We start from the raw sequence: 26,377 nt of genomic DNA on the forward strand, positions 1-26,377 counted from the left end.
GCCTTCAGCGCAGCCCCGGCGGGCGGCGGCGGAACGCCAGCAGGCAGAGCAGGAAGCCGCCGACGCACCAGGCGCCCAGCACCAGCGCGGTACGCCCGTGCTCCCAGCCCCCGGTCGCCTCGGCGGCCCTGAAGGAGTCCGGCAGCAGCGCCGAACGCAAGCCCTGCGCCATCCACTTGAGGGGAAAGAGCGACGCGACGAGCCGGAGAGCGCCCGGCAGCGAGGTGAACACGAAGAACACCCCGGAGATCAACTGCAGGATCAGGTAGGGGATCTGAGTGGCCGGCATCGCCGCCTTCACCGACGAGGTGAGCCGGCTGAACGCGATCCCGGCCAGCGAACAGGCCACCACCCCGAGCACGGTCACCCACACCAGCGTCCACCAGCGCCCGACGGTGGGCGGCAGCGCCACCCCGTAGCCCAGCCGGCCGATCACCAGCAGCAGTACGGTCTCCGCGAGCCCCACCACGACGGCCTGCCCGGTCTTGCCCAGCACATAGCCCGCGGGGGTCAGCGGGGTGGCCGCCAGCCGTTTGAGGGTGCCGTCCTCCCGGTCGGACGCGATGCCCACCGCCAGACTCATGAACGTGGTGGCCACCATGCCGGATGCGATGATCCCGCACACCAGCACGTGGCGCAGCGGTACCCCGGTCCGCCCGACGTTCCCGGTGAACAGCGCGCCGAACACCACCAGCAGCAACAGCGGCAGCGCGAAGGTGAAGAGCACCGCCTGCCAGTTGCGCACATAGCCCTTGAGTTCGACCGCGGCCCGCGACCACCCGGCCCGCAGCACACGCGCGGTCGCCGCCGGCGCCGGTTCGCGCTCCCGGGCCGCGGAGGCGCGCACCACCGTGTCCTGTGTGTGCGTCCTCATGCGGCAACCTCCTCGGCAGGTCCGGTCAGTTCCGCCATCAGTGACAGGTAGCCGGACTCCAGTGTCGGACGGCTCACGCGCAGCCCGGGGACCTCGACAACGGTGAGCTCGGCCGCCCGGTCGAGGACCGCGCGCAGCACGCCGGACGGCTGCGCGGTCCGTATCCGCACCCGGTCGTCCGTCAGCAACTCGACGTCGGTGCCGGACGGCAGGCCCGATGGCGGCAGCAGCCGCTGCCCGGTGAACTCCACCACGCACCGCTGCGACTGGCCGCCCGCCAGCTCCGCGATCGTGCCCTGGGCCACCACCTTCCCGTCGGCCAGCACCGCCCCGCGCGCGGCCAGTTCCTCGACCTCTTCCATGGAGTGGCTGGTGAGGAGCACCGTGGTGCCGTCCTGGCGGGTCAGCTCCCGCACCGCATCCCACACCTGCCGCCTGGCCACCGCGTCCAGACCCGTGGTGGGCTCGTCGAGGAAGAGCAGTTCGGGCCTGCCCACCATGCCCAGCGCGATGTCGACCCGGCGCCGCTGGCCGCCCGACAGCCGGCCTATGCGCCGCCCCGCCACCTCTTCGAGACCGACGTCCCGCAGCAGCGGCGGCACGGGCGCGGCCGCCGGGTACAGCCCGGCGAAGTGCGCCACCGCCTCGTGCACCGTCAGCTCGGACAGGGCGCCGGTCTCCTGCGGCACGACACCGACTCTCCGGCGCCAGCCGGGCCCGGCGTGTCCCGGGTCGTGGCCGAGGACGCTCACCTCGCCCGCGTCTCTCGCCAGGAAACCCCCGAGGATCTCCACCGCGGTGGTCTTGCCCGCGCCGTTCGGTCCGAGCAGCGCGAACACCTCCCCCGCCGTCACCCTCAGGTCCACCCCGCGCAGCGCCGGCCTGCGCCGGTACGCCTTGCGCAGCCGCGCACACTCGATCACCGGTGCGTCCACCGGCTCCTCCATTCCTCGGCTTGTACCCGTGCGTCGGTGGCCGTCAGCCGAGCTTCGGCATGACCTGTGAGGCGAACCGCCGCAGGCTCGGCTCCATCGTGGCCAGCGTCTGGCCGCCGAAGTCCACCTGCCACAGCATCGTGTCGGCGTGCAGCTGCGACGTGAGGTGCTGTGCCCGCTCCACGACCTGCTCGGGGGAGCCGACCACCGCGGTGCCCACACTGCGGAAGTCGTCGATACGCATGGTGCGCAGCGCCTGGCCCATCGCCTCGTACGACGGATAGTCCTTGGATGTGGTGCCGCTCCAGTCCTCCGCCGACTCCGCCCATACGGTCAGGTACTCGCGCAGGAACGGGTCGGCGACGCGGTACGCCTCCTCGTCGGTCTCGGCGACGAACATCGGCACGCTGACCGCGACCCGCGGCACCGCGTCGGTGCCGTGCACCGAGCGGAAGGTCTCCAGGTAGACCTCCACCATCTCGCGGGTGCCGGGCAGCGCGTCCTTGTGCGGCGGTGGCGTCACGAGCAGGCCGAACCCCTGCTCGGCGATCCACGCGAAGCTCTGCCGGGAGCGCACGGCGGCGACCCACACCGGCGGGTGGGGGCGCTGCTCGGGGCGCGGCAGGCTGGTGGCGCGGCGGAAGCCGAAGAACGGCGTCTCCTCGTCGACCGACTCCTCCGTCCACAGGCGGCGGACGGCGTTGACCGTGGCCTGGAACCGGGCGCGCGACTCGTCCATCGGGATGCCGAACACCTCGAACTCGTACGGCAGCCAGGCCCGCGCGAAGCCCACGTCGAGCCGTCCGCCGCTGATGGCGTCGACCATCGCCGTCTGGGCCGCGATCTGCACCGGGTGGTGGAAGGCCGCCTGGATGGCGCCGGTCATCAGCCGGATCGTGCTGGTGCGCGCCGCCACCGCGGACAGGAAGCCCAGCGGGTCGGGACAGTAGCCGCCGTAGTCGCGCAGATAGTGCTCGGTCATCTTGACGTAGTGCAGGCCCTGTTCCTCGGCGATCTGCGAGAGCGTCAGCACCTCCTGAAAGTAGTCGCGCGCCGAGCGGGCCGCGGGGCGGCAGTCGGGCAGCAGCGAAATACCGTGCTTCATCTTGTACCTCCGGTGGTGGTGACATCGGCCGGTCGGCCGGTTGACGAGGGCTCCTGCCGGGAGCGCGCCAGGAGCAGGAAGGTCCACCGCGCGCCCGCCAGCGGCAGGACGAGCGGAACCGACTGGAACAGGGTGGTCTCGACGACCATGGTGAGCAGCGTCGCGACCGGGGCCACCCGGGGGGAGCGCCGGGCGTCCGGCCGGCAGGAGCGCAGTGCGGCGGCCACGAGAGCGAAGGCCCAGCCTGCGGCGGCCCCCGCCCAGCGCGTCGCTCCCGCGACGCCGATACCGAAGACCGCGGCCTGTTCGGCCCAGGCCGCGAGCAGGCCCAGTGCGAGCGGCACACCGGGCGGCAGCGTTCCCGCACCCGGCAGCGCGGACGTCCGGCGCATCCAGGCGCTGCGCTGGAGCGCCGACCACTGCGAGGCCTGCCCGCCGGTGCCCTGCCGGGCGGCGGCCAGCTCGCCGAGCGCGCCGCACGCCAGGGCGCCGCAGGCCAGTTCACCCGCGCCCACGAGCAGCCCGGCCGGCAGCAGCGCCCAGGCGTGACCGGAGAGCCGGAGGGGTGCGCCGAAGTGGCCGGACGGCGCCGCCGCGCACCACACGCCGGCCAGTGCCAGAGCGGCCAGGGGCGTCGCGAACCGCCCCGCCCAGCGCGTCGCGGCCGACGGCGCTGTGCCTCCGCGCGCCGGCAGGGAGGCGGGGACCGCCCAGCACGCCAGCACCAGCAGCGGCGGTACGACGTCGGCGGTCACGTCGCACCCACCGCCCGGGCACGCAGGACGGCCCGGTAGCGCAGCCATGCCCGCAGGTTGAACAGCACATGCCCCAGCACCGCTGCCAGTACGGTGCCGGTCACCGCCACCGCGGCGGTCGCGGCCACCGACAGGGGCAGCTTCGCCAGCACCTGGTTCCAGCCGAAGAACAGGTGCGCGAGCCCGAACGCCAGCACACCGACCGCGAGCGCCGCCAGACACAGCGCCGGCGCGTGCGCGCGGACCGCCAGGTCGTACCAGACGCCCCGGAAGACCGTCTCCTCCACCACGGCCGCCGACAGCGTCCACGCAGGACCGGTCGGCAACCGCCGGTCCTTCGCGCTCGGCCGCCACGAGCCGTCGGCCTCGCGCGCCGGGGCGGCACCGGACGCCTCACGGGTCGGGGCACCGGGGCGGCCGCGTCCGCCCGTACGCAGCCGCCCCAGTGCCCCGAGCACCCACGCGTCGCCCGCCGCCGCCACAGCCAGCACCGCCGCGCCCGCCCCGGCCGCAGCGGCCAGCCGCCAGGCCGGGGACAGGGAGGGCGAGGCGCGCCACAGCACGCCGGGGCCCTGTACGAGCAGCCCGCCGGCGGTGACCGCGGCGCAGAGAACCACGTAGACCGGCAGCATCGGCGTCCCCCGGTCGTCGAGGTAGCGGCTGTGCACGGCCCCCGCCAGATTCAGCGCGGCGAGCGCGCACAGGCCCAGCCCCATCAGCAGGTACAGCCGCAGGTCAGGGGTAAGGGTGAGGGGCATCGTGGTGGAAGCCTCCGTAGGCGGCGAACCGGGGGTGGGCGGCCGGCGGCGCTGCGGGCAGCGGCAGCACCAGGGTGTCGGGCGAGAAGACCCGCACCACGGTGAAACCCAGCGCCCGGACGTCGGTGGTGGTCAGGTCGGCGAAGAACAGGTCCTTGCCGCTGCCCCGGTACGCGTCGACCAGCGCGGCGATCTGTTCCCTGCGCGGCCGGTCGTCGTCCGCCGGCAAGTCGCCCGCCGCGGCCTCGTCGCAGGCGGCGAAGCGGTCCTCGACCACTTTGGCGCCGTCCGCGGCCGCGTAGGTGCCGACGTTGGCCTCCAGGTCGTAGAACTCGTCGCCGCTGGGCCGGTGTTCGCCGGGCCCGTGGTCGATCCGCCGTTCCACGGCCAGCCAGCCGGCCAGCCACCGCACGCCGGCTGCCTCCAGCAGCGCCCGGTACATGGTGTTGACCAGTCTGGTGCCGCTGCCGAGGCCCACCGCGATCTGCGGCACCAGTCCCGGCGGGCGGCGCAGCAGGCAGGCCACCGTGAATCCGGGCAGGTCGGGGTTGGTCAGCAGGTGGAACTCCGGGGCGAGGTCGCCGCGCGGGAACACCTCGCGCACCAGGTTGTCGATGATGCTCGTGCGGCGGTCGCCGGTGATGCGCACGCTGGGGCGGGTGCCGTGCCAGTGGCCGATGGCCGAGTCGATCTGCACCGCCTCCGACAGCGCGGCGGCCAGGGCTGCGTCGGGGTCGGTGTGCGCGGCGGCGCCGGTGGTGACGGCCGGCGCGATCCACGGCTCGCGGTCGGGCGGCGCGTAACCGAGGAAGTACCACTGCGCCGGTATCCACCCGCTGAACCGGCCGAGCAGCGACGGCAGTTGGACCCAGCCGAGTTCCGCTTCCGGGTCGAACCGGTCGAACCAGAAGTCGCCGCTGCCGTGCTGGGCGGCGCTGAACAGCGTCAGCTGCGCTTCGGTGGGGACGTTCTCGCCGGCTGCGGCCAGCTCCCGGTGAGTGGCGTAGCGCACCGGGAAGCGCCCCTCCAGGGGGGCGACGTTGCAGGCGTAGCGTTCAAGGGACTCGGCGAGCACACGGATCTGCGCCTCGAACGGCTCGGTGCCGAAGCCTCCGAGGTGGAAGCTGCCGGCCTTCGGCGCGGGCAGGTCCTGGAGCAGGTGCACCCCGGCCAGGTCGGCGCTTGCGATGAGCATGCGCGCGTCGCTCCTGCTGCGGGTGAGGTGGTCGAGCACCGGCACCACTCCGCACAGCCGGCCGTGCATGCGGCGCCTGAGGGCCTCGGCGCGCTGCATCTCGTCCTGCCGTACCGACAGGGCCATCGGCTCAGACATCCAGCCACGCCCTCGGGTCGTAGTAGAGCGGCGAGTCGTCGCGTTCGACCACGGTGCCGCAGCCCGCGCAGCCGGGCAGCCGAAGCACCTCGTTGTAGGCGATCTCCATTGTCGGCAGGTGGATGCCCAGTGCCTTGTCGATGGTGAAAGCCGTCCCGGTGTGGAGGTAGTTGACGGCCTCCAGGGCCAGGTGCGAGCCGAGCAGCGCGGTGACGGGAGCGGCCGAAGGGCGGCTGCCGAGCCGGGCGGCGCCGCGGGCCAGCGCCTCCTTGTAACGCACGTAGGAGGACTTCTCGCGCAGGTTCATCACCACGCGGGTCTCGAAGCACTCGTAGCAGGCGGACCGGCCCGGCAGCACGGTGGGACCGGCGAAGACGTACGGCCCGTCGACGGCGCCGTGCAGCCAGGTGATGCCCAGCCGGGCGGCGAGCCGGTTGAAGACCTGGAAGCGCTGAGGGTCGATCACCGCGGCGGCCACCACCGCGAACGCTCCTCGCCAGGGCTCGAACTCCGCTTCCAGGGTGCGCAGTTGGAGCCCGTCGTGGAGCACGGCCGGATCGACGGTCGCCAGCCGCCTCACCAACGGGTCGTCGGAGCCGGGGCGCAGCACCGGCAGTCCGTGCCCGTTTCCCATGGCGGCGTGCACGGAATCGGTCAGTGCCGGATCGCCGAGCAGCAGCACCTGCGTGGCCTGCTCGGCCGGTTCCGCGCGGCCGAGCCCGGACACCTCGTCGAGGTAGGCGTCGAGCGCGCTCTCCGGGCCGTCCTGGAGCACCCCCAGGTCCGCGAGGTGGCCGGTCAGGGCCGCTACCTCCTCCGGTGCGACGCCGTGCCGATCGGCGAGTTCCCCGGGGGTGGTGGTGCCGTCCAGGGCCGATACGAGAGCGAACATCTTTCCGCCGCCGCTGTCGTCGGTGACCGTGTACGACTGCATATTCCAAATGCCCGTTCGGAACTCAACGATGTCCGGACTGTGCCCGATCACCGTGACCGATTGACGCACTCGGGGATTTCTGCCCGTCACCGAGAAACCTCCATCCCGGAAAGTGGAGCGAGCTCTGAATTGAATTCCGTGCAGCCCGGCCGCGGTGTCATGCGGGAAGTCCGACGAGGACCGTGTGCAGCAGGGCCTCGAGAACGCCGTCGATGCCGAGTGCGGCGTTCGCCTCGTCGTCGTAGAAACCCGAGAAGTCGGTGGCCGCGAGACGGGCGCCGGTCACCGCGAGATGAATGTTCTGGGACAGCGCGCCGCACTCGTGGAGCACGAAGCGCATGCCGCGCGGCCCGTACTTGCGCATGGCCCGCCACGGGCGCGCCACCAGCAGGACGACAGCGGCGGCCTGCCGGGGGTGTGGTCCGTCCGGGGAGTCCTGCAGCGCGTCGAGCAGTGCGGCCAGTCCCTCGGGGCCCGAGTGCGCTGCCAGCGCGTCACGTTCGGGGAGGTAGCGGTGCACTCCGGCCGGCACGCCTGCCACCCGGGAGGCGGCCACCCACACCTGGACGGGCCGCAGTCCGCCGGCGCTGGGCACCGCGTGGAAGGAGCCGGTCAGCGTCACGCCGTCGGCGGTCTCGACCTCGCCTTCGGCGGTGGGGCCCGCGGCGTGCCGCAGCAGCGCGGCCAGCCGGTCGGCGCCGAGCGGCGCGTCGGCAAAGACACGCTCGCTGCGCCTGCGGTTGATGACTTCGGTCAGCGGTTCGGTGACCGGCTCGGACGGCGGCAGCGCCGTCAGCATGCCGTCCGGCACCTGTTCGGCGCCGTTGTACGCCCAGCACATCGCCAGCGGGTCGGACGAGTAGGCGGAGATGGACAGTTGCGTCTGGCGGTCCCACCGCTTGAGGCGGGAGGAGACCAGGAACTCCTCGGCGACCCGGGGCAGCCTGGGGTCGCCGGCGTTGTCGGCGCGGAAGGAGTGCGTACGCAGTCCCACGCCGTCCGCCTCGGAGGCGCGGGAGCGGCGCGCGGTTGCCAGCACAGCCGCGCGGGAGAGCTGGGGCGAGGCGGAGACCGGGTCGGTCACGGCTGCTCCTTCTTCGAAGGGCGGGCGGAGCCGGGTGCGGGCTGCGGCGTCGGGGCCGTGGGCCCGCACCCGGCGATCACTGGGCTACAGCTCAGCCGCGGCGGCGCACGACGGCGCCACAGCAGGAGGAACAGGCGCCCGGCACGACGACCTCACGGTCGTCGCGGTCCTCGGTGACGGTGGTGGTGGTGAGCTTCATGGTGAACCTCCTCGAATGGTGAACGCCTCGGTAATGGCGCTCGACGGGAAGAACCAGGAACCGCGAGATCGACCGGCCGGGAAATTAATTCCGGCGGGCCGGCAATCCCTGTCGTACTCGGCCGGAAAGGCCATCAGGCGATCCGGCCAAAGCCAGGCAACCACAGCAGGTACCGAAAGAACAACGCCCGTTGGTGCACCGAAAACTGCACCAATGAACAGTGTTAGCAGCGATGGTGAAAGGATTGAATGTCGCTGCGATTACTCTCAAATTCGCCCGCCAGGACATCCCGGCCCGGCGCGCACTCAGGGGCTGTGGCCGGCCGGTGTGCCGCCGGAAGGAGAATTGATGACAAGCAGCGTGAACAGCCCGCCCGCGGACCTTCCCGACGCCCCCTTCGGGCCCGCGTGGGCGGCCGACCCGTACCCCGCCTACGCCCGACTGCGCGAGGAGGGGCCGGTGCGGCGCGTGCACATCCGCGAGGGTCTCGATCCCTGGGTGGTCAGCCGGTACGCGGAGGTCAAGTCGATGCTGGGCGATCCGCGGCTGAGCACCGACCCGGCCGTTGCGGCCGGTCCGGTCCGTGAGGCCATCGGCCGCGGCCGGCCCGAGGAGAAGGTGTCCCTCCTCGGCCGCCACCTGCTGAGCACAGACCCGCCGGAGCACACATCGATGCGCCGGCTGATGTCACGGGCGATGACCCCGCGCCACGCCGCCACCCTCGATGAGCCGATGCGGCGGTGGGCGGCCGAACTGCTGGACGCGGCGGCGGGCCGGGAGCGTTTCGACCTGCTCGCCGACTACGCCGTACCTCTGGCGGTCGAGGTGGGGTGCAGGCTGCTGGGCGTGCCCCAGGAGCTGACAAAACCGTTCCACGCCTGCGCCCGCGCCTTCTCCCGCGCCGAGCTGGACGAGGGCGACGACTTCGCGGAGGCCGCCGACGAACTCGGTGGGCACCTGGTGCCCTGGGTCCTGGGCGCCCGCGAACGGGGCGGCGACGACGGCCTGGTGGCGCTGCTCGCGACGGGCGAGGGCGAGGAGGAACTCGACCCGCACCAGCTTGTCGACGTCGTCTTCCACTTGTTCTTCTCCGGATACGAGTCCAGCGCCTACTTCGTGTGCAACACCGCCCTGCTGCTGCTCACCCACCCCGAGCAGCGTGAACAGGTGCGTGCCAGGCCCGAGTTGATGGAGGCGGTGATCGAGGAGGCGCTGCGCCTTGAGGGTTCGGTGAAGGTGCCGACCTGGCGCTTCGCCAACCAGGACTTCGACCTGGCGGGCGTTCAGGTACGCAGCGGCGACGCGGTGCTCGCGCTGCTGAACTCGGCCGGCCGCGACCCGGACATGGTGGACGACCCCGACAGCTTCCGTCTGGACCGGGGAGCCTGCCCCCATCTGGCGTTCAGCCACGGCATCCACCACTGCCTGGGCGCTGCCGTCGGCCGTCTGGAGGGCCGGGTCGCGCTGTCAGCCCTCTTCGAGCGCTTCCCGGCCGTGCGGCTGGCGGTCCCGGCGGAGGAACTGCAGTGGCGGGACAACCTGATGATGCGAGGCGTCACCGCGCTGCCGGTCGTGCCCGGCCCGGACACGAGCGGTGTGCGATGACCGCGCCCGTACTGCGCTCCACCTGGGTCAACCGGGGCCACGAGGCGTTCCCCGCGGCCATGGCCGACGAGGAGCATGCCGCTCTGACCGAACTGCTCGCGCTGTACAACCCGGTGGGCGGCCCGATCACGAAGGTGTTCACCGAACTCGCCGGGCCGGGGCCGCTGCACAGCAATGTGTCCACCGCCTCGTTCAGCAGCATCGACCGGCTGCTGCGGCGGCTGACGGGTGTGCCGTCGCTCGATCCCGGCACCCAGGACAGCATCAGCGCGGGCGGCAAGGGCTTCACGCTCTTCGACATGTTCGCCTCCAGCGCAGGCGAGACCGTGGAGCGGGTCATCGGGTCGCTGCGCGGCACAGGCGGTGCGGAGCAGCGCTCGGGGACCTACGACGAACTGTGCAGGGCCGGTGTGCCGTGCATGCACCCGGACCGGATCCCCCTGTTCTCCGCCGCCCAGTACGCTCGCCCCGACTTCGTCTACGAGCCGTTCACCACCGGCACGCCGCTCAGCTGGACCCGCGGGTCGCATCTGGTCTCGGGCGAGGAGGTGTGGGTTCCCAGCCAGCTGGTGGAGCTGGTGCACCTGGCGGAACCGGGCGAGGCGTCCATCGGCTACGGCTCGTCCGGTGGCCTGAGCAGTCATGTCACGCGGGAGGCCGCGATCTACCACGGCGTGCGCGAGATCGTGGAGCGTGACGCGCTCAATCTCCGCTGGTACCTGCGGGTGCCGCCGGAGCGGGTCACGGTCACCACCGCGCCGCGCGGCCACCGGCTGCGTACGCTGCTGGCCGAACTGGCGGTCCAGAACGAGCCGGTGGACCTGCTGTACCACTCGCTGGACATCACGGAGATCCCGGTCTTCACCGCGGTGCGGGTGGAGCCGTGGAGGCACCGCTTCGGGTTCTGTGCCGGGGCAGGCGCCGACCTCGACGCGGAGACCGCGCTGAGCGAGGCGATCGGCGAGTTCGGACAGTCCGAGCGCATCCTGCGCTCCTCCTTCCTCGCCCCCGACCGTCCGGTCTCGCAGCTGTTCGCCCGCCAGTTCGATCTGGCCCCGGATGCCCCGCTGTCGGAGATGCTCACCTATGTCCAGTCCCTCGGCTACTACGGCAACCGCGAGCTGCGCGGACTGCTGACCGCACACCGTGGTGCCGGGGACGAGATCGCGCTCGCGGACATCAGCGGGGCGCCGCCGCGCCGTGAGGGCGGGCCGGCCGACGCCGCCAGGCTCGCCGCGCTGTGCGCCGTGCTCGACCGCCACGGCATCGACCCCGTCGTCTTCGACCGCACCCCCGAAGGACTGTCCCACCTGCGGCTGATGCGGGTCTTCGTACCCGAGTTGACGCAGCCGTTCCTGCAGTCCCGACCCATGCTCGGTCACCCCCGGTTCGCGCGGGTGCGCGACTGGTTGGGGGAGCGCTCGCCGCTGACCGGCGAGCCACAGGCGGCTCCGCCGCTGCCGTACCCCTGACCGGTGCCACCACGCGGGTCCGTGGAATGGCCGTACGGACTCCGGCCGGCCCGTCCGGCCGGGGGCGCGTCCGCGCGCTGTCCCCTCACAAGGTTTGACCGACACGATTGGAGTCATGGTCACCATGGACCTGACCACCGAACACGTGCCCACGGAGAAGTGGAGCACCAACCCCGAGAGCCGGGCCATCCTGGCCGCTTCCTGCTGCAGCTCCTCAGTCCTGTGCTGCTGCTGCTGCGGTGTGGCGACCGGTATGAGTGCCGTACAGACCGACCAGGCGGAGCTCGTTCCCGCCGGCCGGTGAACCACCCGTGCGGGTCCCGTCCGGGGCCCGCACGGCTCCGCACCGGCGCATTCGCCGGACCACGCTCCGTCCCCGGCCCGGTATGCCGGGCCCGGACCCAGTCGGCCGACTCGCGGAAGGCACATATGACCCTCTATACGCTCAACCCCCATCTGCGTTTTGTCCGGCGCACCGACGACGAGGTGCTGATCAGCCGCGGCAGCCGCTCTGTCTACGCGGAACTGCTGCGTGACGACGCGGGCGGCGGCATCCTCGCCGACCTGCTGGAACGTCTGCGCACCTGCGCCGGCGAGGACGAACTTGCTTCCTGGGCCCGGGAGTCGGCGCCCGGGGTGTCGCTGGACGTCCCCGCCGTACTCAGCCACCTCGCGCAGCGCGGCATCGTGGTCCCGGCCGGTTCCGACCCGGCCCACACCCATCTGCGCACCGTGTTCCCCGCCTCATCCGCCCCCGACGACGCACTGCGCGATTCGGTGGTCACCGTCATGGGGGACGGCACGCTCGCCGACACCCTGGCCGGCCAGTTGGCCACCTCCGGCGCCACCGAGGCCGGTGCCACGCTCCGCCGTGTACCGGCGCCTGCTCCCGACGACGTACCCGAGGAGCTGTTCACCGGCGCCACCCTCGTGGTCGTCGCCCTCGACAGGCCCGACTCGACGCTGCTGCACGCCCTCAACGACACGGCGCTCCGCGGCAAGACCCCGTGGCTCCCGGTGTACTTCGACGGCGGCGAGGGTGTCATCGGCCCCACCCACGTCCCTGGCGAGAGCGCCTGCCATCTGGAGTTCGAGCTGCTGACCGACTCCTCCGTCGGCTTCACTGGTCACATGCTGGAGCTGCGGCACGCGCGTGACGCGCACGGCCCGGCCGCCACTCCCCCGCCGCACCAGGTGCAGATCGTCTCCGGCCTGGCCGTCGAGGCGGTCGTGGCACACCTGGTCGGCAGCGACCGGATCACCTCCGGCCGCGCCGTGCGGTTCGACTTCGAACGCATGGAAATCGACTACCAGGACGTGATGAGACTGCCGCGCTGTCCTGCCTGCGGGCCGCAGCGGGCGCCCTACCGGAACCCGTTCCTGTGACGGGCCCCGCCCGCCGGCCCACCTCCTCGACGGGAGCGACCATGGAGACCGCCTTCCCCCCGACCGGCCGGGGCGGCGTACCGCTGGACGAGACCCCCGTGTCGGACCCGGCCAAGACGCTGGTACTGCGGCCGTCGCCGTCCGCCACGTACCAGGCCCGGCTGACCGCCCGCACCCCGGACCCCGCGGAGTTCTTCCACGTCAACTCGTCCCTGTCCCCGGCGGGTGCGCACAACGCGCCGCTGGACGACAGCGAGTTCCGCGAGATCCTGGCGTGGTTCCACGGCAGCGCGTTCGCACCGCACGACGACGAGTGGGACCCGCGCGAGGCCGAGGCGGAAGGTGCGGTGCTGCCCGCGGCGGCGGTACGCGACGCCTGGGGCGTGGACCTGCCGGGCTCGCTCGGAGACGACGGCGAAGAACTGCTGTACGGCACCGACCTGATGCTGCTGCTGCACGGGCGGCTCTACCGCTGGTTCCCCGGCAGGGACTGGCTGTTCACCGACTCCCGGCTCGCGGACGACACGGTGGCCGCGATCCACGGCTGCCTGCTGCCGGCCGCCCCGCAGGCCGACGCGCTGCTGTTCGTGGTCGGCGTCGCTCCGCGCTGGACCGCCCTGCAGGGCCCGCGCGGCTACCGCAGGCTGCTGCTGACCGCGGGGCGCCTCACCGACCGGCTGGTGCGCGCGATCGCCGACGCGACCGGCAGCGCCCCGCCCGTGCTGCTGGACTTCTACGACGACCGTATGCACGGGCTGCTCGGCCTCGACGGGCTGGAACGCGCCGTCCAGGCCGTCATCCCGCTGCCGTGGCAGGACCGGGCCGCACACGACGGAGGAAGCAGGCGATGAGTACCACCGACGAACTTGACACCCTGCTGGCCGGGCTCTCGGCCCGCGACCGCGACGCCCTCGCCGCGATGCTGCGCCCGGCTCTGCGCGTACGCGAACGCACCGGCGACCGCGCGGTGCTCGACCTCGTCGCCGTGGCCCACCGGGCGCTCAACGACCCGGCGTCCATGGCGAGCAGGTCGGAGATGCAGGGCGCGCAGACCCCACAGGTGCTGCCGGACCGCGCCGGGCGGGCCGAGGTGTCCTTCCCCGGCGAACTGCCCAAGCTCACCCATCTGTTGCAGGATGTACTCGCGGCCCGCGCCTCCCGCCGCGACTTCGCGGGACGGCCGCTGGCCCTGGAGGACATCGCCGGGCTCCTCAGCCACTCCTACGGCATCCGGGGCACCACGGCCGCCTACAACAGCCCCTCGTTCCCCAGCCGTTACGCCCCGAGCGCCGGCGGGATCCAGTCCACCGACATCTACGTCGTCGTCCACGACGTGGAGGGCGTCGCACCCGGCGCGTATCTCTACGCACCGCAGGACGACGCGCTGCGGCTGGTCAACCGCGGTGACATGCGCCGTCTGCTGGTCGACGCGTGTCCCGACACCGAGTGGATGTACAGCGCGGGGGCGGTGCTGGTGCTCGCGGGGGCGCTGACGCGGGGGCGGTGGAAGTACGGCAACCGAGCCTACTGTTTCGCCCACTTCGACGCTGGATTCGTCGGCGAGAACCTGTACCTCTGCGCCACCTCGCTCGGTCTGCGGGTCTGCGCCGTGGCCGGCTTCGACTCGGACCGGGTGGCCGGGGTACTCGGCCTCGACGGCAAGCAGGACATCCCGCTGCTGCTCATGCCGGTCGGCTCGCGCGCCTGACCGTCCGACCAGCCACGCGGCCCGTGTCTCCCGCGGACACCGGCCGCGTGGCTTCCGCGCGCCCGCTCAGGCCCCGTCCGGGGCGGCCTGCGTGTCCTGGTCCAGCCGGCCCCGCCTCACCAGCACCAGTGACAGCAGGCAGCCGAACAACAGCACCGCGGAGCCGCTGTACTCCGCCACGTGCAGACCGCGCACGAACGACTCGTTGGCCGCGTGTGCCACCGCCGCCGGCAGGTCGCCGCCGCTGAGCCGGGTACCGCCGTTGAGCCGGTCCATGAGCCGGGCGCGCTCGTCAACCGGCAGCCCGAGCGACGTCAGGCGGTGTCCGAGATCGCGGTGCATCGCCGCGGTCAGTGCCGAGCCCAGGGCAGCGACACCGATGACACCGCCCAGCTCCCGCAGTGTGTTGCTGGACGCGGACGCCATGCCCGCTCGGCGGGCCGGGACCCGGGCCAGCGCGGTCGCCGTGATGGGCGTGAGCACCAGACCCATGCCCAGACCGATCACCGGCAGCAGCCACCAGTAGGAGCGGAACGACGCGTCCGAGCCGAACTGCGCCATCGCCGCCATCGCGAAAGCCGAGACCAACAGCCCGGCAGTCATGGGGTACCCGGCGCCGATCCGCCCGGCGATCCAGCCCGCCACGGGTGTCACCGCCGCCACCACCACCATCGCCGGCATGACGACGAGGCCCGCGCCGGTGGCCGACCAGCCCAGCACCTCCTGCAGCCACAGGCTCAGGAAGTACAGCACCGAGAACATGCCCAGGTACAGGAAGAGACCGTTGAGCAGGGCGCCGGTGAACAGCCGGTCCCGGAACATCGCCAGGTCGAGCATCGGGCTCTTCACCTTGAGCTCGACCAGTACGAACAGCGGCAGCGCGACCACGGCCAGCACATAGCCGCCCAGCACGAAGTGGTCGCTCCAGCCGCGCAACGGGCCTTCGATCGTGGAGTAGACCGCCGCGCCGATCACCACCATGCCGAGCAACTGCCCGGCCGGGTCCAGGGTGCGGCCGTCGCGGTCCGACGACTCCGGGATGAGCAGGGCTCCGCCGACGAGCCCGATCAGCGCGATCGGCACATTGAGCCAGAAGACCCAGGTCCATCCGAAGTGGTCCACGATGGGACCGCCGACGATCGGCCCGACTCCGAGGCCGAGGCCGGAGACCCCGGCCCAGATGCCGATGGCCATCGCCCGCTCGCGTTCGTCGGTGTAGATCTGCCGGATGATCGACAGTGTGCCGGGCATGAAGGCCGCGGCTCCCGCGCCCTGCAGCACCCGGCCCGCGATCAGGATGCCGACGTGCCCGGCCAGCGCGCACACGGCGGATCCCGCGCCGAACAGCAGCAGGCCGAACAGGAAGACCTTCCGGCGTCCGAAGAGGTCACCGACCGTGCCCGCGGTCAGCATCAGCGCGGCCAGGCTCAGGCTGTAGCCGTCGACGATCCACTGCAGATCGCTGATGTCGGCCCCCAGATGGTTCTGCATGCTGGGCAGCGCCACATTGACCACGGTATTGTCGAGCATCGCCATGAACAGGGACACGCACAACACGAGCAGCGCCGCCGTGCGGCGCCTGCGGCTCAACGCGGTGCCGGCCGCCGCCGGGGACGCGGCAGCGCTCACGTCGCGGGAGTCAGGATGAACGGTGGGCATGATCACTCCAATGCGTCGGGGAAGAGCTGTGCGCGGCCGGCACCCGGCCGGGCCCTGGTGAGGACGCCGTGGTGACGCGACAGACGTCGGGCGGCTCCACGCGCCGTGCGGTGCCGCTCTCGACGGCGGCGATCATCCGCTGTGCCCGCGAACTCATCGAGGACGACGGGCTGGAGTCGCTGTCGATGCGGCGGCTGGCCGAGCGCCTGGACACCCAGGCCGCCTCGCTGTACCGGCACGTGCACAACAAGGAGGAACTCGTCGACCTGGTGGCCGACTCGCTCTTCGGCGACTTCGAACCATCTCTGGAATACGGCCCCGAGGACGACTGGCGCTCGTATCTGACCCGTGTGGCCACGACCTACCGCTCCTTCCTCCTGGGCCGCAGGGATGCCGAGCGTGTCCTGGCGGGCCGGTTCGCTGTCGGCAAGAACCTCGTACGGCTGATCGAGCCGGTCCTGCAGACGCTGCGGGACGTCGGCCTGAACCAGCGTGACTCCGCGTATGTGCTGTATCTGGTGATCGTCCATGTGCAGGGGTTCGTCCTGCACGAGAAGGCGCCGCTCTCCGCGTCCAACGCGGCGGGGCTCAGCCGGGAGCTGACGCTCACGTCCATCCGGAACATCCTGGAGCACTTCCCGGACGAGGACTTCCCACGGGTCCGCGAAGCGGCGCCCTTCCTGGCCGAACCGGGCCTGGACGCCCGGTTCCGCTACGGTCTCGAACTGCTGCTTGACGGTCTCGCGCTGCAGGTCGGCACGGGCTCCGCCACCAGCTGACGTACCCACGGGCCGGTCCGGCCGGCGCCGCGTCCCGGATGCCCGCGCGGCCGGCGCCGGTGGACGGCGGCGATGGTCAGCGGCGCCATCGCCGGTTCTCCTGCCTTTCACGCTGGGCCTGTTCACGGGCCTGCTGCCGTTCGCGCTGCGCCCGGTCGCGCTCCTCCTCCGCGACTCGGCGCCGTTCGTCGCGCAGGAATTCCTCCTGGCGACGGCGCCCGTCGCGCTCGTCCTGCTCCACCTCACGGCGGGCCCGCTCCTCCGGATCACCCTGCCACGGCCACCTCATGGCGTCCTCCCATGCCAGCGAGAAGGGGACTTTCGGTCCCTGTAGCGCCGAGGTTAGCATCTCTTGCGAACAGTGTTAGCACGTCTGACGCACCCACCGCGCGAATCTGCCCAGGAGGCAGCAATGACCCAGCTGACCGAGTCCTCACAGGCCCAACTCCCGCCGCATGTGCGGCTGATGACCATCGTGGCGGGTAAGTGGATGGCCCAGCCCATCGTCATACTCGCGGAGCTCGACGTCGCGGAGGCGCTCGCGGACGGCCCGCTGGACACCCCGGCCCTCGCCGCGCGGGTCGGCGCCGAAGCCGACGCCCTGGGCCGGATACTGCGCGCTGCCGCCTGCCTGGGCGTGGTGGCGCGCGACCCGGGCGGCGCGGGCTGGCGAATGACCGTGGTCGGGGAGAAACTCCGCGCGGGCGTGCCCAACAGCCTGCGCGACTTCACCCTCTTCATGGGTGATCCGGCGACCATGTCCTCCTTCGCCGCGCTCACCGGCACCATGCGCGGCGAAGGGCCCGCCTTCGACCTCGCACACGGCCGACCGCTGTTCGAACATCTCGCGCACGCCCCTGAGCTGGCCCGCCGCTACCAGGGCGCCTGGGGTCCGCTGACTGCGGAACTCGCCGAAGAGGCCGCCAGGGACTACGACTTCGCCCGCTTCCGGGTCCTGGCCGACATCGGCGGCGGCAACGGCGAACTCCTTTCCGGACTGCTCACCGCGCTCCCCGGCGCACGTGGTGTCCTCGTCGACCGCCCGGACGTGCTGGAGACCGCGCGTGCCCGGTTCGCCGACGACCCCCTGGCGGACCGTGTCGATTTCAGCCCGATCGGCGAACTGCCGACCGACGCCGACGCGTACGTGCTCAAGAACGTCCTGCACTGCTTCACCGACGACGCGTGCGTCGACCTGCTCGCCGACGTCGCCGCCGCGATGAAGGGCCGGCCGCACACCAGGCTGATCCTCGTCGAGGCGGTCATCGCCGAGGACGACCGGTTCGACTGGGCGAAGTTCATCGACATCGAGGTCATGGCGAACAACGGCGGACGGGAGCGGACCGCCGCCGAGTGGCGCGCCCTCCTGACGCGGGCCGGCTTCTCCCTCACCTCGATCACGCCGACCACCCCGCCGCAGAGCATCATCGAGGCGCGGCTCGCCTGAGGCACCGCGGACCGGGCGGCCAGGACTGCGGGAGTCCCGGCGCGGCACTCAGCCGTGACCGGGTCTCCTCTCGGTCACGTCGAAACCACTGAGTACAACATTGCCGGCCTCGTCCCGGCTCGCACCGATGCCAACAAGCACCGCACCGACTATGCCTACGACAGCATCGGCCGCCTCGTGACCGTAACCGCACCCGACGGTGGCACGACGGGCTACACGTACGACCAATGCCCACGGGACCGTCGCAACCGCGTCATACAACGCGAACGGCTGGGCAGAATCGACCAAATCCAGCAGATCCAGCAGGACGGGCAGCTCTACGTCGCTGCGCGGCTTCAGCCCGGTGGGCACGGCCTCCCGCGAGACCTGTGCCGCCGCACCCCGTCCGGACTGCGTAGCCGCAGATCCGGGCGGGGCGGCAGCGGGAACTTCGCTCGACGACCTCACTGCACTGGGGCGTCATCACCGCTTCGTGAACGCGGCGCATCCCTGTTCATGTCAGGCGCCGTCACTCGCCGACCGTGCCCATCTCCGCCATGAAGTCCACCGGATTGCTGTCGAAGCCGCGGAGCATCTCGCGCAGCTCCCAGCCCGCGGATCCGTCCCGGGTGAACTCCGCGACTGTCGCGGCAGTGGCCCCCGCAAGCTGCGCGAAGTCGTCCTCGAGGAGTTCCCGGTACCGCTCGACGACGACCACACCGGGGTTGGCGATCTCGCCGAAGGTGAGAGGCCCGGCGTTCTGGTGAATCGCCACCCCCACCACCACCCGGCCGTAGTCGGACGGGATCCGGTCGAACTCCAGGACCATCACTTCGTCGAAGCCGAGACCCTGGCCGGTCTCGCTGTGCCGGTCCATGGTGATGGTGCCGTCCGGGGAACGGCTCTCGGTGTGGACGACGTACGCCGGCCGCCCCCGGGGGTCATCGGCGGAGTAGACCGCGCCGATGATGTCCAGATGGTGCGGTGCCTCCCCCAGCGGGCTCGGATCCCACCGGAGCCTTACCTCGACCTTGCCCAGTTCGCCGTTCACGCCGTCTTCCCCCTTGCTGCGTCGCCGCGGGAGAACCCCCGCGTGATCAAGTATGGCCGCTGACACTGCTCTTGATGCAAGGCCGGCGCAGGATGGCCGAGGCTCAGAGCCCAGCGGTGCAGCAGCATGACCTGCCCCGAAACACAGTTCGCGGTCCGGAAATGAGGTGACGGGGTCGACGTGTTCATCGACAAGAAACTTCAGGATCTGAGGGCTGAGGTATCGGCCCAGCCCCTGACCAGGTAGAGCTCCCGGTCGATCAGGGTGCGCCCGAGCCGGGAGGGGTAGGACAGGTGCACGTTGATCTGGGAGTTCTCGATCCGTCCCGCAGTGCCGGTGTGCTGCCGCCGCACGCCCGCGCTCCTGGTGCCCTTCTTCCGGTCGCCGGTCTCGTCCGCGATCGGTACCGCGTCGTCGGCGGCCAGGACGGTCAGGCGAGCGCACGAGCACGCGGACACGGTCGCGCGGCGAGTCCGCGTCCCAGGCCGCCTTGGCCAGGAACCCCTGCGACCGGTCCGGGTCTGGAGACCCGGCCGCCTCGGCGAGCTGCCACAGGTCCTTGCGCGGCACCTCGCCCAGCAGCCCGCGCACCATCGCGCGCAGGTCCTCCCGCGAGACCGGACGCGCGAACACGTCGTCCGCCGACGGAGCAACGAGCCAACCGCCGTCACGTCGCGTGAAGAACCGGCAGTAGTCCTAGGCGTTACCCGCCGACGAGGGCTGGTAGAGGTCGTTCAGCTCGTCCGCGTGGTCTTCTTCCTCCTTGAGAATGTCCTCGATGAGCCGGCGGCTCGTGGGGTCGCTCTCGCCGATCCACCGGACGATCTCCGTGTAGGTCTCGATGACGATCCGCTCGGCGACGAAATTCTCCCGGATCATCTCCTGGAGGTCGGTCTCCGCAGGTGTCTCGTACTCCGTGTGGGAGCGGACCACGAGGGTGCCAGGATCCAGGTCGGGGCTCCCGCCCAGCTGGTTGATCCGGTCCGACACGCGCTGGAAATGGTCGAGTTCCTCCGTGGCGTGCTCACGGAACATGTCGGTGACCTGCTCCCGGTGAATGCCCTGCGCCACGATCGCGTTCTGTGTGTAACGCAGATAGCAGACCATTTCGGTGGCGACGACCTGGTTGAGCACCTCGATGAGGCGTTCCAGGTCAGCGGTGTTCGCGGGGGTTACCGGCCCTTTGGTGATGTTTTTCCGAGCCTCTTCGCGGATTCTCGTCACGTCGATGGCGAACTGATTCTTCACGGGGATTCCCATCAGTCATCGAGCACTCAGGAATGGAGTCTTCAAGCGGCCCCGAAAGGATAATCAGCGAACTTCCCGGCTTCGGCCCGACTCGCCCGGCGATCTGCCCCCGCACATCGTTTGCAGGAGAACCACCGCGGCGCCGCGCGCCGGGGAAATACCGCAGCCGGCCTCTGCCTCTGCGGCCGTCCATCCGCTTTGGGACAATTCAGTCGTACGGAGTCCGAAGCGGCCGCCCATACGCTCAGGAGGACGTCGTCATGAGCACCACGGCCACGCGCCGCGAAACAGCCCGCGCGCTGCTCGACACGCACGGGCAGACCTACGCTGCCCAGGCCGGAATCCGGCTCCGGGACACTCCCCAGCCGCTCTACCAGCTCCTCGTGCTCGCCTGTCTCCTCAGTGCCCGCATCCGGGCCTCGGTCGCCGTCGACGCGGCCCGCGAACTGTTCGATGCGGACATGCGCACCCCCCGCCGCATGCAGGACGCCACCTGGCAGCAGCGGGTGGACGCACTGGGCGCCGGCCACTACCGGCGGTACGACGAGAGCACGTCCACCACCCTCGGCAAGGGTGCGGCATTCCTGCGGGAGCGCTACGGCGGCGACCTGCGGCGTCTGCGCGAAGAAGCCGACGGCGACCCGCAACGCATGGCGGAACTCCTGCAGGAGCTGCCCGGGATAGGCCCGGCCGGCGCGGCCATCTTCCTGCGCGAGGTTCAGGGGATCTGGACGGAGCTGGAGCCCTACCTCGACGGAAAGGCGGTCCAGGGCGCTGAGCGCCTCGGGCTGCCCACGGCCCCCGCGCAGCTCGCGAAGCTGGTGTCCGCGCAGCAGCTGGCCGTCTTCGCCGCGGCCCTCGTACGAGCCGCGCTCGACAAATCAGTCGTGGAGGACGTACAGGAGAGGACGGGCGCGGCTGCGCGCAAGCCCCACAGCCGCTGACACCTGCGGTTCAGGGGCCGACCAGGGCGTGATGGACCGCGCCGAGAAAGTCGTCGAGGTCCTTCGGTGTCCGGGACGTCACCAGCGTGTAGCCGCCCTCGGCATCGCTCACCACTGGTTCGTCCACCCATGCCTTGGCCCCCGCGTTACGGATGTCGGTCCGTACGGAGGGATAGGACGTGAGCGTCTTGCCCCGGAGGACATCCGCCTCGACCAGGGCCCAGGGGCCGTGGCAGATCGCGGCGATCGGGCGGCCCGAAGCCGCGAACGCCTTGACCGCGCCGATCGCCTTGTCGTTCAGCCGGAGGTTGTCGGCGTTGATGGTGCCGCCGGGGATCAGCAGCAGCTGGTGGGCGGCCGGATCCACCGTGTCGAAGGTGGCGGTGGGCTGTACGGTCTCGCCGGGATCCTTGTCACCCACCAGAGTCAGAATGGGCTCCGCCGTGGCGGCGGCGACAGTGACGTCGGCGCCGTCCTCACGCAACCGCCTGAGAGGAACGAGCAATTCGTCCTGCTCGACACCGTAATTGGTGACGAGTGCGAGGACGCGGTGACCATTGAGCGGCTTGTCAGCCATGATGCGCCTTCCTTCGTACAATCCGTCGGCCGAAGGGGCCGAGTCCATACGGAGGCCCGGCGCGGACAGCTCCGGGCCTTGTTTCTCATTCTGCCCGTATGCGGCTGAGTACCCCAGTAGACGATCCATTCGGGTTTCCCGCCATGGCTCGCCCGATGCGCCGCGGATTTGACAGTTCGGGCCGCGGTGGGACGGTTGATGGAGCGGGTGGTTCAGCAGGCCGCGTCCGTGGCTCCGGCAGTTCCGGGGCGACGCGCCGGTCGACCGGTCAGCGGGTCGTGGCTGCTGTGTGCCCATACCGAGCAGAAGAGAGGGCGGCGGTCCGCCATGCGGGCAGCAGTGTACGAAGGACCACGGACGGTCACGGTGAAGGACGTACCGGACGCGAGGATCGAGCATCCCTGCGACATCATCGTGAAGATCACCAGTACCAACATCTGCGGCTCCGATCTCCACATGTACGAGGGGCGGACCTCGTTCGAGACCGGGCGCACGCTCGGGCACGAGAACCTGGGGCAGGTCGTGGAGGTGGGGGCGGGCGTCAGCAAGGTCAAGGTCGGCGAGTACGTCGTCCTCCCGTTCAACATCGCCTGTGGTTTCTGCAAACAGTGCGAGAAGGGACTGACTAACTACTGCCTGACCATGCAGCCGGAACCCGCCAAGGCGGGGGCCGCGTACGGATTCGCGGAGATGGGTCCGTACCAGGGCGGACAGGCCGAGCTGCTGCGGGTCCCGTACGGCGACTTCAACGCCCTGCGGCTGGGCGAGGACGCGGCCGAGCGGCAGGTGGACTATGTGATGCTCGCCGACATCTTTCCCACCGGCTACCACGCCACCGAGATGGCGGATGTGAAGCCCGGCGACCAGACCATCGTCTACGGGGCCGGCCCTGTCGGTCTGATGGCCGCCTACTCGGCGCTCCTCAAGGGCGCCGGGCGCGTGTGGGTCGCCGACCACCAGCCCGACCGGCTGCGCATCGCGGAGGAGATCGGGGCCATCCCGATCGATACGGGCCGCGAAGACCCGGCCGAAGTGGTCAAGGAAGCGACACTCGGACTGGGCGCCGACAACGGCTGCGAGTGCGTCGGCTACCAGGCCCACGATCCCCACGGCAAGGAGGACGCGGCCCTCACCCTCAACGGCCTGATCGACGCCGTGCGGTTCACCGGATCGCTGGGTGTGGTCGGGGTGTTCCTGCCGGAGGATCCGGGCGGCGCCGAAGCCCAGGGAGAACTCGAAGGACAGGGCAAGGTGGCCTTCGACTACGGCCTGATGTGGTTCAAGGGCCAGCGGATGGGCACCGGCCAGGCACCCGTCAAGCGTTACAACCGCGCCCTGCGCGACCTCATCGCGGGAGGGAAGGCCGAGCCGAGCTTCCTGGTCTCCCACGAACTCGACCTCGGCGAGGCGTCCACCGCGTACGAGAAGTTCGACGCGCGTGAGGACGGGTGGACCAAGGTCGTGCTCCATCCGGGCGGGCCTTCCGCCTGACCCTCGGGCGCGCTCCCGCCGCTCCCGACGGACCGGACCGCGCGGGGCCGCTGACGAGGAGGCCATGCCTGAGAGGGCCACTGATAAACTGGCGGTCACGCTTCGAAAACCGTTGGGGCCCGTACCGAGGGGTACGGGCCCCGGCGCGTTCCGGGCGCCAGACCGAGGAAGGTTCCCCCATGAACGCGAAGCCGCCGGCCCCGAAGGGCGAACTCACCACGCCGCAGGGGGCCGCCCGCAGCCTGCCGCCCGTCGAGTCCTTCGACGCACTCGGGCTGCCGCCGGAGCTGACGGCGACGCTGGCCCGCCTCGGTGTGACGGAGCCCTTCCCGATCCAGGCGGCGACCCTGCCCAACGCGCTGGCCGGCCGTGATGTCCTCGGCCGTGCCCGGACCGGCTCGGGCAAGACGCTTGCCTTCGGGCTTGCGCTGCTGGCGCGGACGGCGGACGCGCGAGCGGAGTCGAAGTGCCCGCTCGCACTGGTCCTGGTGCCGACCCGGGAGCTCGCACAGCAGGTGAGCGACGCGCTGGCACCCTACGCGCGGGCGCTGGACGTGCGGCTGGCGACGGTGGTGGGCGGGCTGGCGATCAACCGGCAGGCGGCGGTGCTGCGGACCGGAGCCGAAGTGGTCGTCGCGACACCGGGGCGGCTCGCCGACCTCGTATCGCGTCGGTCCTGCGATCTGCGGCAGGTGCGGATCACGGTGCTGGACGAGGCGGACCAGATGTGTGACCTGGGGTTCCTGCCGCAGGTCTCGGACATCCTGGACCAGGTGCGCCCGGACGGGCAGCGGCTGCTGTTCTCGGCCACGCTCGACCGCAATGTCGACCAGCTGGTGCGGAACTATCTGCACGAGCCGGTCGTGACCTCGCTCGACCGGGTGGCGGGCTCGGTCACCACGATGGAACACCATGTGCTGAACATCCACCCCGCCGACAAGTACGCGACCGCGACCGAGATCGCCGCGCGGGACGGCCGGGTCCTGATGTTCCTGGACACCAAGGCCGGTGTCGACCAGTTCACCCGGCACCTGCGGGCCAGCGGCGTACGGGCCGCCGGCCTGCACAGCGGGAAGTCGCAGCCCCAGCGCACACACACGCTCGCGCAGTTCAAGGACGGTGAGATCACCGTGCTGGTGGCCACCAATGTCGCGGCGCGCGGCATCCACATCGAGGCGCTCGACCTCGTCGTCAACGTGGACCCGCCTGCCGACGCCAAGGACTACCTGCACCGTGGCGGGCGTACGGCTCGCGCCGGGGAGTCCGGGAACGTGGTCACGCTGGTCACCCCGAACCAGCGGCGGGACGTGAACCAGATCATGACCGAGGCCCGGATCCGGCCGACTGTCACCCAGGTGCGCTCCGGCGAGGAGAAGCTGACCGCCATCACCGGGGCGAAGCGCCCGCCGATCGAGGGGAAGGGCGGCGGCAACGCCCCCTTCCGCGGCATCGGCACGCGTCCGGGCCGGGCCAAGGAGTCCCGCAGAACGGCCGACGCCCGCAAGACGGCGGAAGCACGCGCGGCGGCCCGGGTACGCAAGGGCCGCTGACCCGGACGGCCTGCCCGGGAGGGGCCTGGCGCCACGCCGCCGCCTCGTGCGGGAGGCCGCCGCCCGTTCACCCGTGGGGCCTCGCTCCCGCGAAGCCCCACCACCCCCATCACCGGATCAGACGGTGAGGACGAGCTTGCCCCGGAGGTGACCGCGGTCGAGCAGCCGGTGCGCGTCGGCGACACGCTCGAAGGGGAACGTCTCCTGTACGTGGACCCGGAGCCTGCCCCGTTCGACAAGGTCGACGAGACCTCGCAGCGCGACCGGATCGGGGTCGACCGCGATACCGCTGAACCGCATACCGGCCGCCGCGAACCTGGCGGCGAGCTCCGCATCGCCCTCGGCGACCGCCGTCACCAAGTGACCACCGGGGCGGAGCACTTCGAGCGACCGCTCGACGGTGTCGCCGCCGATCGTGTCGAGCACGACGTCGATGTCACGGACCACATCGGTGAAGTCGACCGCCGTGTAGTCGATCACCTCGTCGGCGCCGAGCTCCTCGACGAATGCCCGCTTGCTCCCGCCCGCGGTCGCGATCACATGCGCGCCGAGCGCTTTCGCGATCTGGACCGCGACATGGCCGACACCGCCGCCACCGGCGTGGACCAGGACCCGGTCGCCCTCCTTCACGCCGCCGAGGTCGACGAGCCCCTGCCACGCCGTCAGCCCGACGATCGGCAGCGCCGCCGCCTCGACGTGCGAGAGCGACGCCGGCTTGCGTACCAGGTGCAGCGCCGGGGCCGCGACGACCTCGGCGTACGCGTTCGCCGCCCGCGGGAACAGCGGCATCCCGAACACCTCGTCGCCGGGCCTGAACCGATACGTCAGTGACCCCTCGGTGACCACGCCGCTGATGTCCCAGCCGAGGACGAACGGCGGCCGGCCGAGCACCGGAGGGAACTCGCCGGAGCGCAGAAGCGCCTCCACCGGGTTCAGCCCGATCGCCTTGACACGGACGAGTACCTCGGTCGGAAGGGGCTGGGGCTCGGGCGCGTCCACGATGGTGAGCACCTCGGGGCCGCCGAGCGTCTGCTGGGTGATGACTCGCATGACTCTCCTGGCTCGGGAAAGGGGATGGACCCAGGCTAGGTTTCCGAAAGGAACCAGCAGGTACCTTGGCGCCATGAGCGGTTTCGGTCCCGGTGATTGCTTCCTCGCCGACTGTCCGGCACGTCTGACGGTCGAGCTCATCGCCGACAAGTGGACGGCGGTCGTGCTCTACGGCCTCAGCAGGGGCCCGGTGCGCCATGGCGAACTGATCGGTCTGATCGGCGGCATCTCCCGCAAGGTGCTCACCCAGACCCTCCGACGGCTGGAAGCGCACGGGCTGATCCGCCGCCACGCCTACGCCGAGGCGCCGCCCCGTGTCGAGTACGAGCTGACACCGCTCGGGGCGACGCTGATCGATCCGATCCACATGCTGACCGAGTGGGCGAGGGCCAACGGCGACGCGGTGCTCGAAGCGCTCGACGGCGGGCCCGAGCCGGTCCCCCCTCGCGACTGA

General features: G+C 71.3%; 28 protein-coding genes. 12 read left to right on the top strand and 16 right to left on the bottom strand.

Going from position 1 to position 26,377, the window contains the following annotated elements:
- Positions 1-4: 4 nt before the first annotated feature.
- The 8 genes from OG510_RS05920 to OG510_RS05955 form a co-directional block, all read right to left on the bottom strand.
- The gene (locus OG510_RS05920) at positions 5-874 is read right to left on the bottom strand and encodes an ABC transporter permease (protein ID WP_406135672.1); all 870 of its coding nucleotides are present in this window, start codon (positions 872-874) and stop codon (positions 5-7) included.
- Complete coding sequence (locus OG510_RS05925; protein ID WP_406135674.1) at positions 871-1,821, bottom strand: ABC transporter ATP-binding protein; 951 nt, start codon at positions 1,819-1,821, stop codon at positions 871-873. Before OG510_RS05925 ends, OG510_RS05920 begins: the two co-directional genes overlap by 4 nt.
- 31 nt (positions 1,822-1,852) lie before the next feature.
- A complete protein-coding gene (locus OG510_RS05930; RefSeq protein WP_406135676.1) occupies positions 1,853-2,914 on the bottom strand; it encodes an LLM class flavin-dependent oxidoreductase in 1,062 nt (353 codons plus the stop codon).
- Positions 2,911-3,669 carry a hypothetical protein gene (locus OG510_RS05935; protein WP_406135677.1) on the bottom strand — a complete coding sequence of 253 codons (759 nt, stop codon included), beginning with the start codon at positions 3,667-3,669 and terminating at the stop codon, positions 2,911-2,913. Before OG510_RS05935 ends, OG510_RS05930 begins: the two co-directional genes overlap by 4 nt.
- Positions 3,666-4,427, bottom strand: a complete 762-nt coding sequence (locus tag OG510_RS05940; protein WP_406135679.1) for a type II CAAX prenyl endopeptidase Rce1 family protein — start codon at positions 4,425-4,427, stop codon at positions 3,666-3,668. The genes OG510_RS05935 and OG510_RS05940 overlap by 4 nt, the downstream gene beginning before the upstream one ends.
- Positions 4,405-5,760 carry a YcaO-like family protein gene (locus OG510_RS05945; RefSeq protein ID WP_164262134.1) on the bottom strand — a complete coding sequence of 452 codons (1,356 nt, stop codon included), beginning with the start codon at positions 5,758-5,760 and terminating at the stop codon, positions 4,405-4,407. Before OG510_RS05945 ends, OG510_RS05940 begins: the two co-directional genes overlap by 23 nt.
- The gene (locus OG510_RS05950; protein WP_406135681.1) at positions 5,753-6,694 is read right to left on the bottom strand and encodes a TOMM precursor leader peptide-binding protein; all 942 of its coding nucleotides are present in this window, start codon (positions 6,692-6,694) and stop codon (positions 5,753-5,755) included. The genes OG510_RS05945 and OG510_RS05950 overlap by 8 nt, the downstream gene beginning before the upstream one ends.
- Positions 6,695-6,851: 157 nt before the next feature.
- Entirely contained in the window at positions 6,852-7,778 is a 927-nt protein-coding gene (locus tag OG510_RS05955) for a SagB/ThcOx family dehydrogenase (protein ID WP_406135683.1), read from the bottom strand.
- Between the two features lie 547 nt (positions 7,779-8,325).
- On the opposite strand from OG510_RS05955, the gene OG510_RS05960 reads away from it, so the two are divergent.
- From OG510_RS05960 to OG510_RS05985, 6 genes are all read left to right on the top strand, one after another.
- Entirely contained in the window at positions 8,326-9,582 is a 1,257-nt protein-coding gene (locus OG510_RS05960; protein ID WP_406135685.1) for a cytochrome P450, read from the top strand.
- Positions 9,579-11,054: a YcaO-like family protein gene (locus tag OG510_RS05965; protein ID WP_406135686.1), complete on the top strand. Its 1,476-nt coding sequence runs from the start codon at positions 9,579-9,581 to the stop codon at positions 11,052-11,054. Before OG510_RS05960 ends, OG510_RS05965 begins: the two co-directional genes overlap by 4 nt.
- 115 nt (positions 11,055-11,169) lie before the next feature.
- A complete protein-coding gene (locus OG510_RS05970) occupies positions 11,170-11,358 on the top strand; it encodes a hypothetical protein (RefSeq protein ID WP_164262149.1) in 189 nt (62 codons plus the stop codon).
- 125 nt (positions 11,359-11,483) lie between these two features.
- The gene (locus OG510_RS05975; RefSeq protein ID WP_406135688.1) at positions 11,484-12,440 is read left to right on the top strand and encodes a TOMM precursor leader peptide-binding protein; all 957 of its coding nucleotides are present in this window, start codon (positions 11,484-11,486) and stop codon (positions 12,438-12,440) included.
- A gap of 41 nt (positions 12,441-12,481) precedes the next feature.
- Complete coding sequence (locus OG510_RS05980; protein WP_164262155.1) at positions 12,482-13,291, top strand: hypothetical protein; 810 nt, start codon at positions 12,482-12,484, stop codon at positions 13,289-13,291.
- A complete protein-coding gene (locus OG510_RS05985) occupies positions 13,288-14,148 on the top strand; it encodes a SagB family peptide dehydrogenase (RefSeq protein ID WP_406135689.1) in 861 nt (286 codons plus the stop codon). Before OG510_RS05980 ends, OG510_RS05985 begins: the two co-directional genes overlap by 4 nt.
- Before the next feature lie 66 nt (positions 14,149-14,214).
- Here the strand turns inward: OG510_RS05985 and OG510_RS05990 are convergent, their stop codons facing one another.
- Positions 14,215-15,807: an MFS transporter gene (locus OG510_RS05990; protein ID WP_406135690.1), complete on the bottom strand. Its 1,593-nt coding sequence runs from the start codon at positions 15,805-15,807 to the stop codon at positions 14,215-14,217.
- A 71-nt stretch (positions 15,808-15,878) separates the two neighbouring features.
- Here OG510_RS05990 and OG510_RS05995 point away from each other — a divergent pair, with 71 nt between their 5' ends.
- Positions 15,879-16,586, top strand: a complete 708-nt coding sequence (locus OG510_RS05995; protein ID WP_164262162.1) for a TetR/AcrR family transcriptional regulator C-terminal domain-containing protein — start codon at positions 15,879-15,881, stop codon at positions 16,584-16,586.
- 76 nt (positions 16,587-16,662) lie between these two features.
- Here OG510_RS05995 and OG510_RS06000 read toward each other — a convergent pair whose 3' ends face one another.
- Positions 16,663-16,875 (bottom strand): hypothetical protein, encoded by a 213-nt coding sequence (locus tag OG510_RS06000; RefSeq protein WP_164262164.1) that lies wholly within the window; start codon positions 16,873-16,875, stop codon positions 16,663-16,665.
- Between the two features lie 123 nt (positions 16,876-16,998).
- On the opposite strand from OG510_RS06000, the gene OG510_RS06005 reads away from it, so the two are divergent.
- Complete coding sequence (locus OG510_RS06005) at positions 16,999-18,033, top strand: methyltransferase (RefSeq protein WP_406135691.1); 1,035 nt, start codon at positions 16,999-17,001, stop codon at positions 18,031-18,033.
- Positions 18,034-18,081: 48 nt separating this feature from the next.
- On the opposite strand, the gene OG510_RS06010 is transcribed toward OG510_RS06005, so the two are convergent.
- From OG510_RS06010 to OG510_RS06025, 4 genes are all read right to left on the bottom strand, one after another.
- Positions 18,082-18,384 (bottom strand): hypothetical protein, encoded by a 303-nt coding sequence (locus OG510_RS06010; protein WP_406135692.1) that lies wholly within the window; start codon positions 18,382-18,384, stop codon positions 18,082-18,084.
- A 157-nt stretch (positions 18,385-18,541) separates the two neighbouring features.
- A complete protein-coding gene (locus tag OG510_RS06015) occupies positions 18,542-19,063 on the bottom strand; it encodes a TerD family protein (RefSeq protein ID WP_164262168.1) in 522 nt (173 codons plus the stop codon).
- A 200-nt stretch (positions 19,064-19,263) separates the two neighbouring features.
- The gene (locus tag OG510_RS06020) at positions 19,264-19,521 is read right to left on the bottom strand and encodes a transposase (protein WP_406135693.1); all 258 of its coding nucleotides are present in this window, start codon (positions 19,519-19,521) and stop codon (positions 19,264-19,266) included.
- 238 nt (positions 19,522-19,759) lie between these two features.
- On the bottom strand, positions 19,760-20,311 hold the full coding sequence (locus tag OG510_RS06025) for a ferritin-like domain-containing protein (RefSeq protein ID WP_406135694.1): 552 nt from the start codon (positions 20,309-20,311) through the stop codon (positions 19,760-19,762).
- A gap of 260 nt (positions 20,312-20,571) precedes the next feature.
- Between OG510_RS06025 and OG510_RS06030 the strand changes: the two genes are divergently transcribed.
- Positions 20,572-21,255 carry an endonuclease gene (locus OG510_RS06030; RefSeq protein WP_406135695.1) on the top strand — a complete coding sequence of 228 codons (684 nt, stop codon included), beginning with the start codon at positions 20,572-20,574 and terminating at the stop codon, positions 21,253-21,255.
- Between the two features lie 10 nt (positions 21,256-21,265).
- Here the strand turns inward: OG510_RS06030 and OG510_RS06035 are convergent, their stop codons facing one another.
- Positions 21,266-21,832, bottom strand: coding sequence for a DJ-1/PfpI/YhbO family deglycase/protease (locus OG510_RS06035; protein ID WP_406135696.1), 567 nt, complete (start codon positions 21,830-21,832; stop codon positions 21,266-21,268).
- A 327-nt stretch (positions 21,833-22,159) separates the two neighbouring features.
- On the opposite strand from OG510_RS06035, the gene OG510_RS06040 reads away from it, so the two are divergent.
- Complete coding sequence (locus OG510_RS06040) at positions 22,160-23,323, top strand: glutathione-independent formaldehyde dehydrogenase (protein WP_406135697.1); 1,164 nt, start codon at positions 22,160-22,162, stop codon at positions 23,321-23,323.
- Between the two features lie 179 nt (positions 23,324-23,502).
- Positions 23,503-24,873 carry a DEAD/DEAH box helicase gene (locus OG510_RS06045; protein WP_406135698.1) on the top strand — a complete coding sequence of 457 codons (1,371 nt, stop codon included), beginning with the start codon at positions 23,503-23,505 and terminating at the stop codon, positions 24,871-24,873.
- Between the two features lie 117 nt (positions 24,874-24,990).
- On the opposite strand, the gene OG510_RS06050 is transcribed toward OG510_RS06045, so the two are convergent.
- The gene (locus OG510_RS06050) at positions 24,991-25,923 is read right to left on the bottom strand and encodes an NADP-dependent oxidoreductase (protein ID WP_406135699.1); all 933 of its coding nucleotides are present in this window, start codon (positions 25,921-25,923) and stop codon (positions 24,991-24,993) included.
- A 73-nt stretch (positions 25,924-25,996) separates the two neighbouring features.
- Between OG510_RS06050 and OG510_RS06055 the strand changes: the two genes are divergently transcribed.
- Positions 25,997-26,377 carry a winged helix-turn-helix transcriptional regulator gene (locus tag OG510_RS06055; RefSeq protein ID WP_406135700.1) on the top strand — a complete coding sequence of 127 codons (381 nt, stop codon included), beginning with the start codon at positions 25,997-25,999 and terminating at the stop codon, positions 26,375-26,377.

Origin of the sequence: Streptomyces sp. NBC_01089 (genome assembly GCF_045162975.1) — a bacterium.
In the GTDB taxonomy this organism is placed as follows: Bacteria; Actinomycetota; Actinomycetes; order Streptomycetales; family Streptomycetaceae; genus Streptomyces.

Bases quoted from the DNA above. Each gene is read 5' to 3' on its own strand.
- OG510_RS05920 (WP_406135672.1), bottom strand. From the start codon at position 874: ATGAGGACGCACACACAGGACACGGTGGTGCGCGCCTCCGCGGCCCGG.
- OG510_RS05925 (WP_406135674.1), bottom strand. From the start codon at position 1,821: ATGGAGGAGCCGGTGGACGCACCGGTGATCGAGTGTGCGCGGCTGCGC.
- OG510_RS05930 (WP_406135676.1), bottom strand. From the start codon at position 2,914: ATGAAGCACGGTATTTCGCTGCTGCCCGACTGCCGCCCCGCGGCCCGC.
- OG510_RS05940 (WP_406135679.1), bottom strand. From the start codon at position 4,427: ATGCCCCTCACCCTTACCCCTGACCTGCGGCTGTACCTGCTGATGGGG.
- OG510_RS05945 (WP_164262134.1), bottom strand. From the start codon at position 5,760: ATGTCTGAGCCGATGGCCCTGTCGGTACGGCAGGACGAGATGCAGCGC.
- OG510_RS05950 (WP_406135681.1), bottom strand. From the start codon at position 6,694: ATGCAGTCGTACACGGTCACCGACGACAGCGGCGGCGGAAAGATGTTC.
- OG510_RS05960 (WP_406135685.1), top strand. From the start codon at position 8,326: ATGACAAGCAGCGTGAACAGCCCGCCCGCGGACCTTCCCGACGCCCCC.
- OG510_RS05965 (WP_406135686.1), top strand. From the start codon at position 9,579: ATGACCGCGCCCGTACTGCGCTCCACCTGGGTCAACCGGGGCCACGAG.
- OG510_RS05970 (WP_164262149.1), top strand. From the start codon at position 11,170: ATGGTCACCATGGACCTGACCACCGAACACGTGCCCACGGAGAAGTGG.
- OG510_RS05975 (WP_406135688.1), top strand. From the start codon at position 11,484: ATGACCCTCTATACGCTCAACCCCCATCTGCGTTTTGTCCGGCGCACC.
- OG510_RS05980 (WP_164262155.1), top strand. From the start codon at position 12,482: ATGGAGACCGCCTTCCCCCCGACCGGCCGGGGCGGCGTACCGCTGGAC.
- OG510_RS05985 (WP_406135689.1), top strand. From the start codon at position 13,288: ATGAGTACCACCGACGAACTTGACACCCTGCTGGCCGGGCTCTCGGCC.
- OG510_RS05990 (WP_406135690.1), bottom strand. From the start codon at position 15,807: ATGCCCACCGTTCATCCTGACTCCCGCGACGTGAGCGCTGCCGCGTCC.
- OG510_RS06000 (WP_164262164.1), bottom strand. From the start codon at position 16,875: ATGAGGTGGCCGTGGCAGGGTGATCCGGAGGAGCGGGCCCGCCGTGAG.
- OG510_RS06005 (WP_406135691.1), top strand. From the start codon at position 16,999: ATGACCCAGCTGACCGAGTCCTCACAGGCCCAACTCCCGCCGCATGTG.
- OG510_RS06030 (WP_406135695.1), top strand. From the start codon at position 20,572: ATGAGCACCACGGCCACGCGCCGCGAAACAGCCCGCGCGCTGCTCGAC.
- OG510_RS06035 (WP_406135696.1), bottom strand. From the start codon at position 21,832: ATGGCTGACAAGCCGCTCAATGGTCACCGCGTCCTCGCACTCGTCACC.
- OG510_RS06040 (WP_406135697.1), top strand. From the start codon at position 22,160: ATGCGGGCAGCAGTGTACGAAGGACCACGGACGGTCACGGTGAAGGAC.
- OG510_RS06045 (WP_406135698.1), top strand. From the start codon at position 23,503: ATGAACGCGAAGCCGCCGGCCCCGAAGGGCGAACTCACCACGCCGCAG.
- OG510_RS06050 (WP_406135699.1), bottom strand. From the start codon at position 25,923: ATGCGAGTCATCACCCAGCAGACGCTCGGCGGCCCCGAGGTGCTCACC.
- OG510_RS06055 (WP_406135700.1), top strand. From the start codon at position 25,997: ATGAGCGGTTTCGGTCCCGGTGATTGCTTCCTCGCCGACTGTCCGGCA.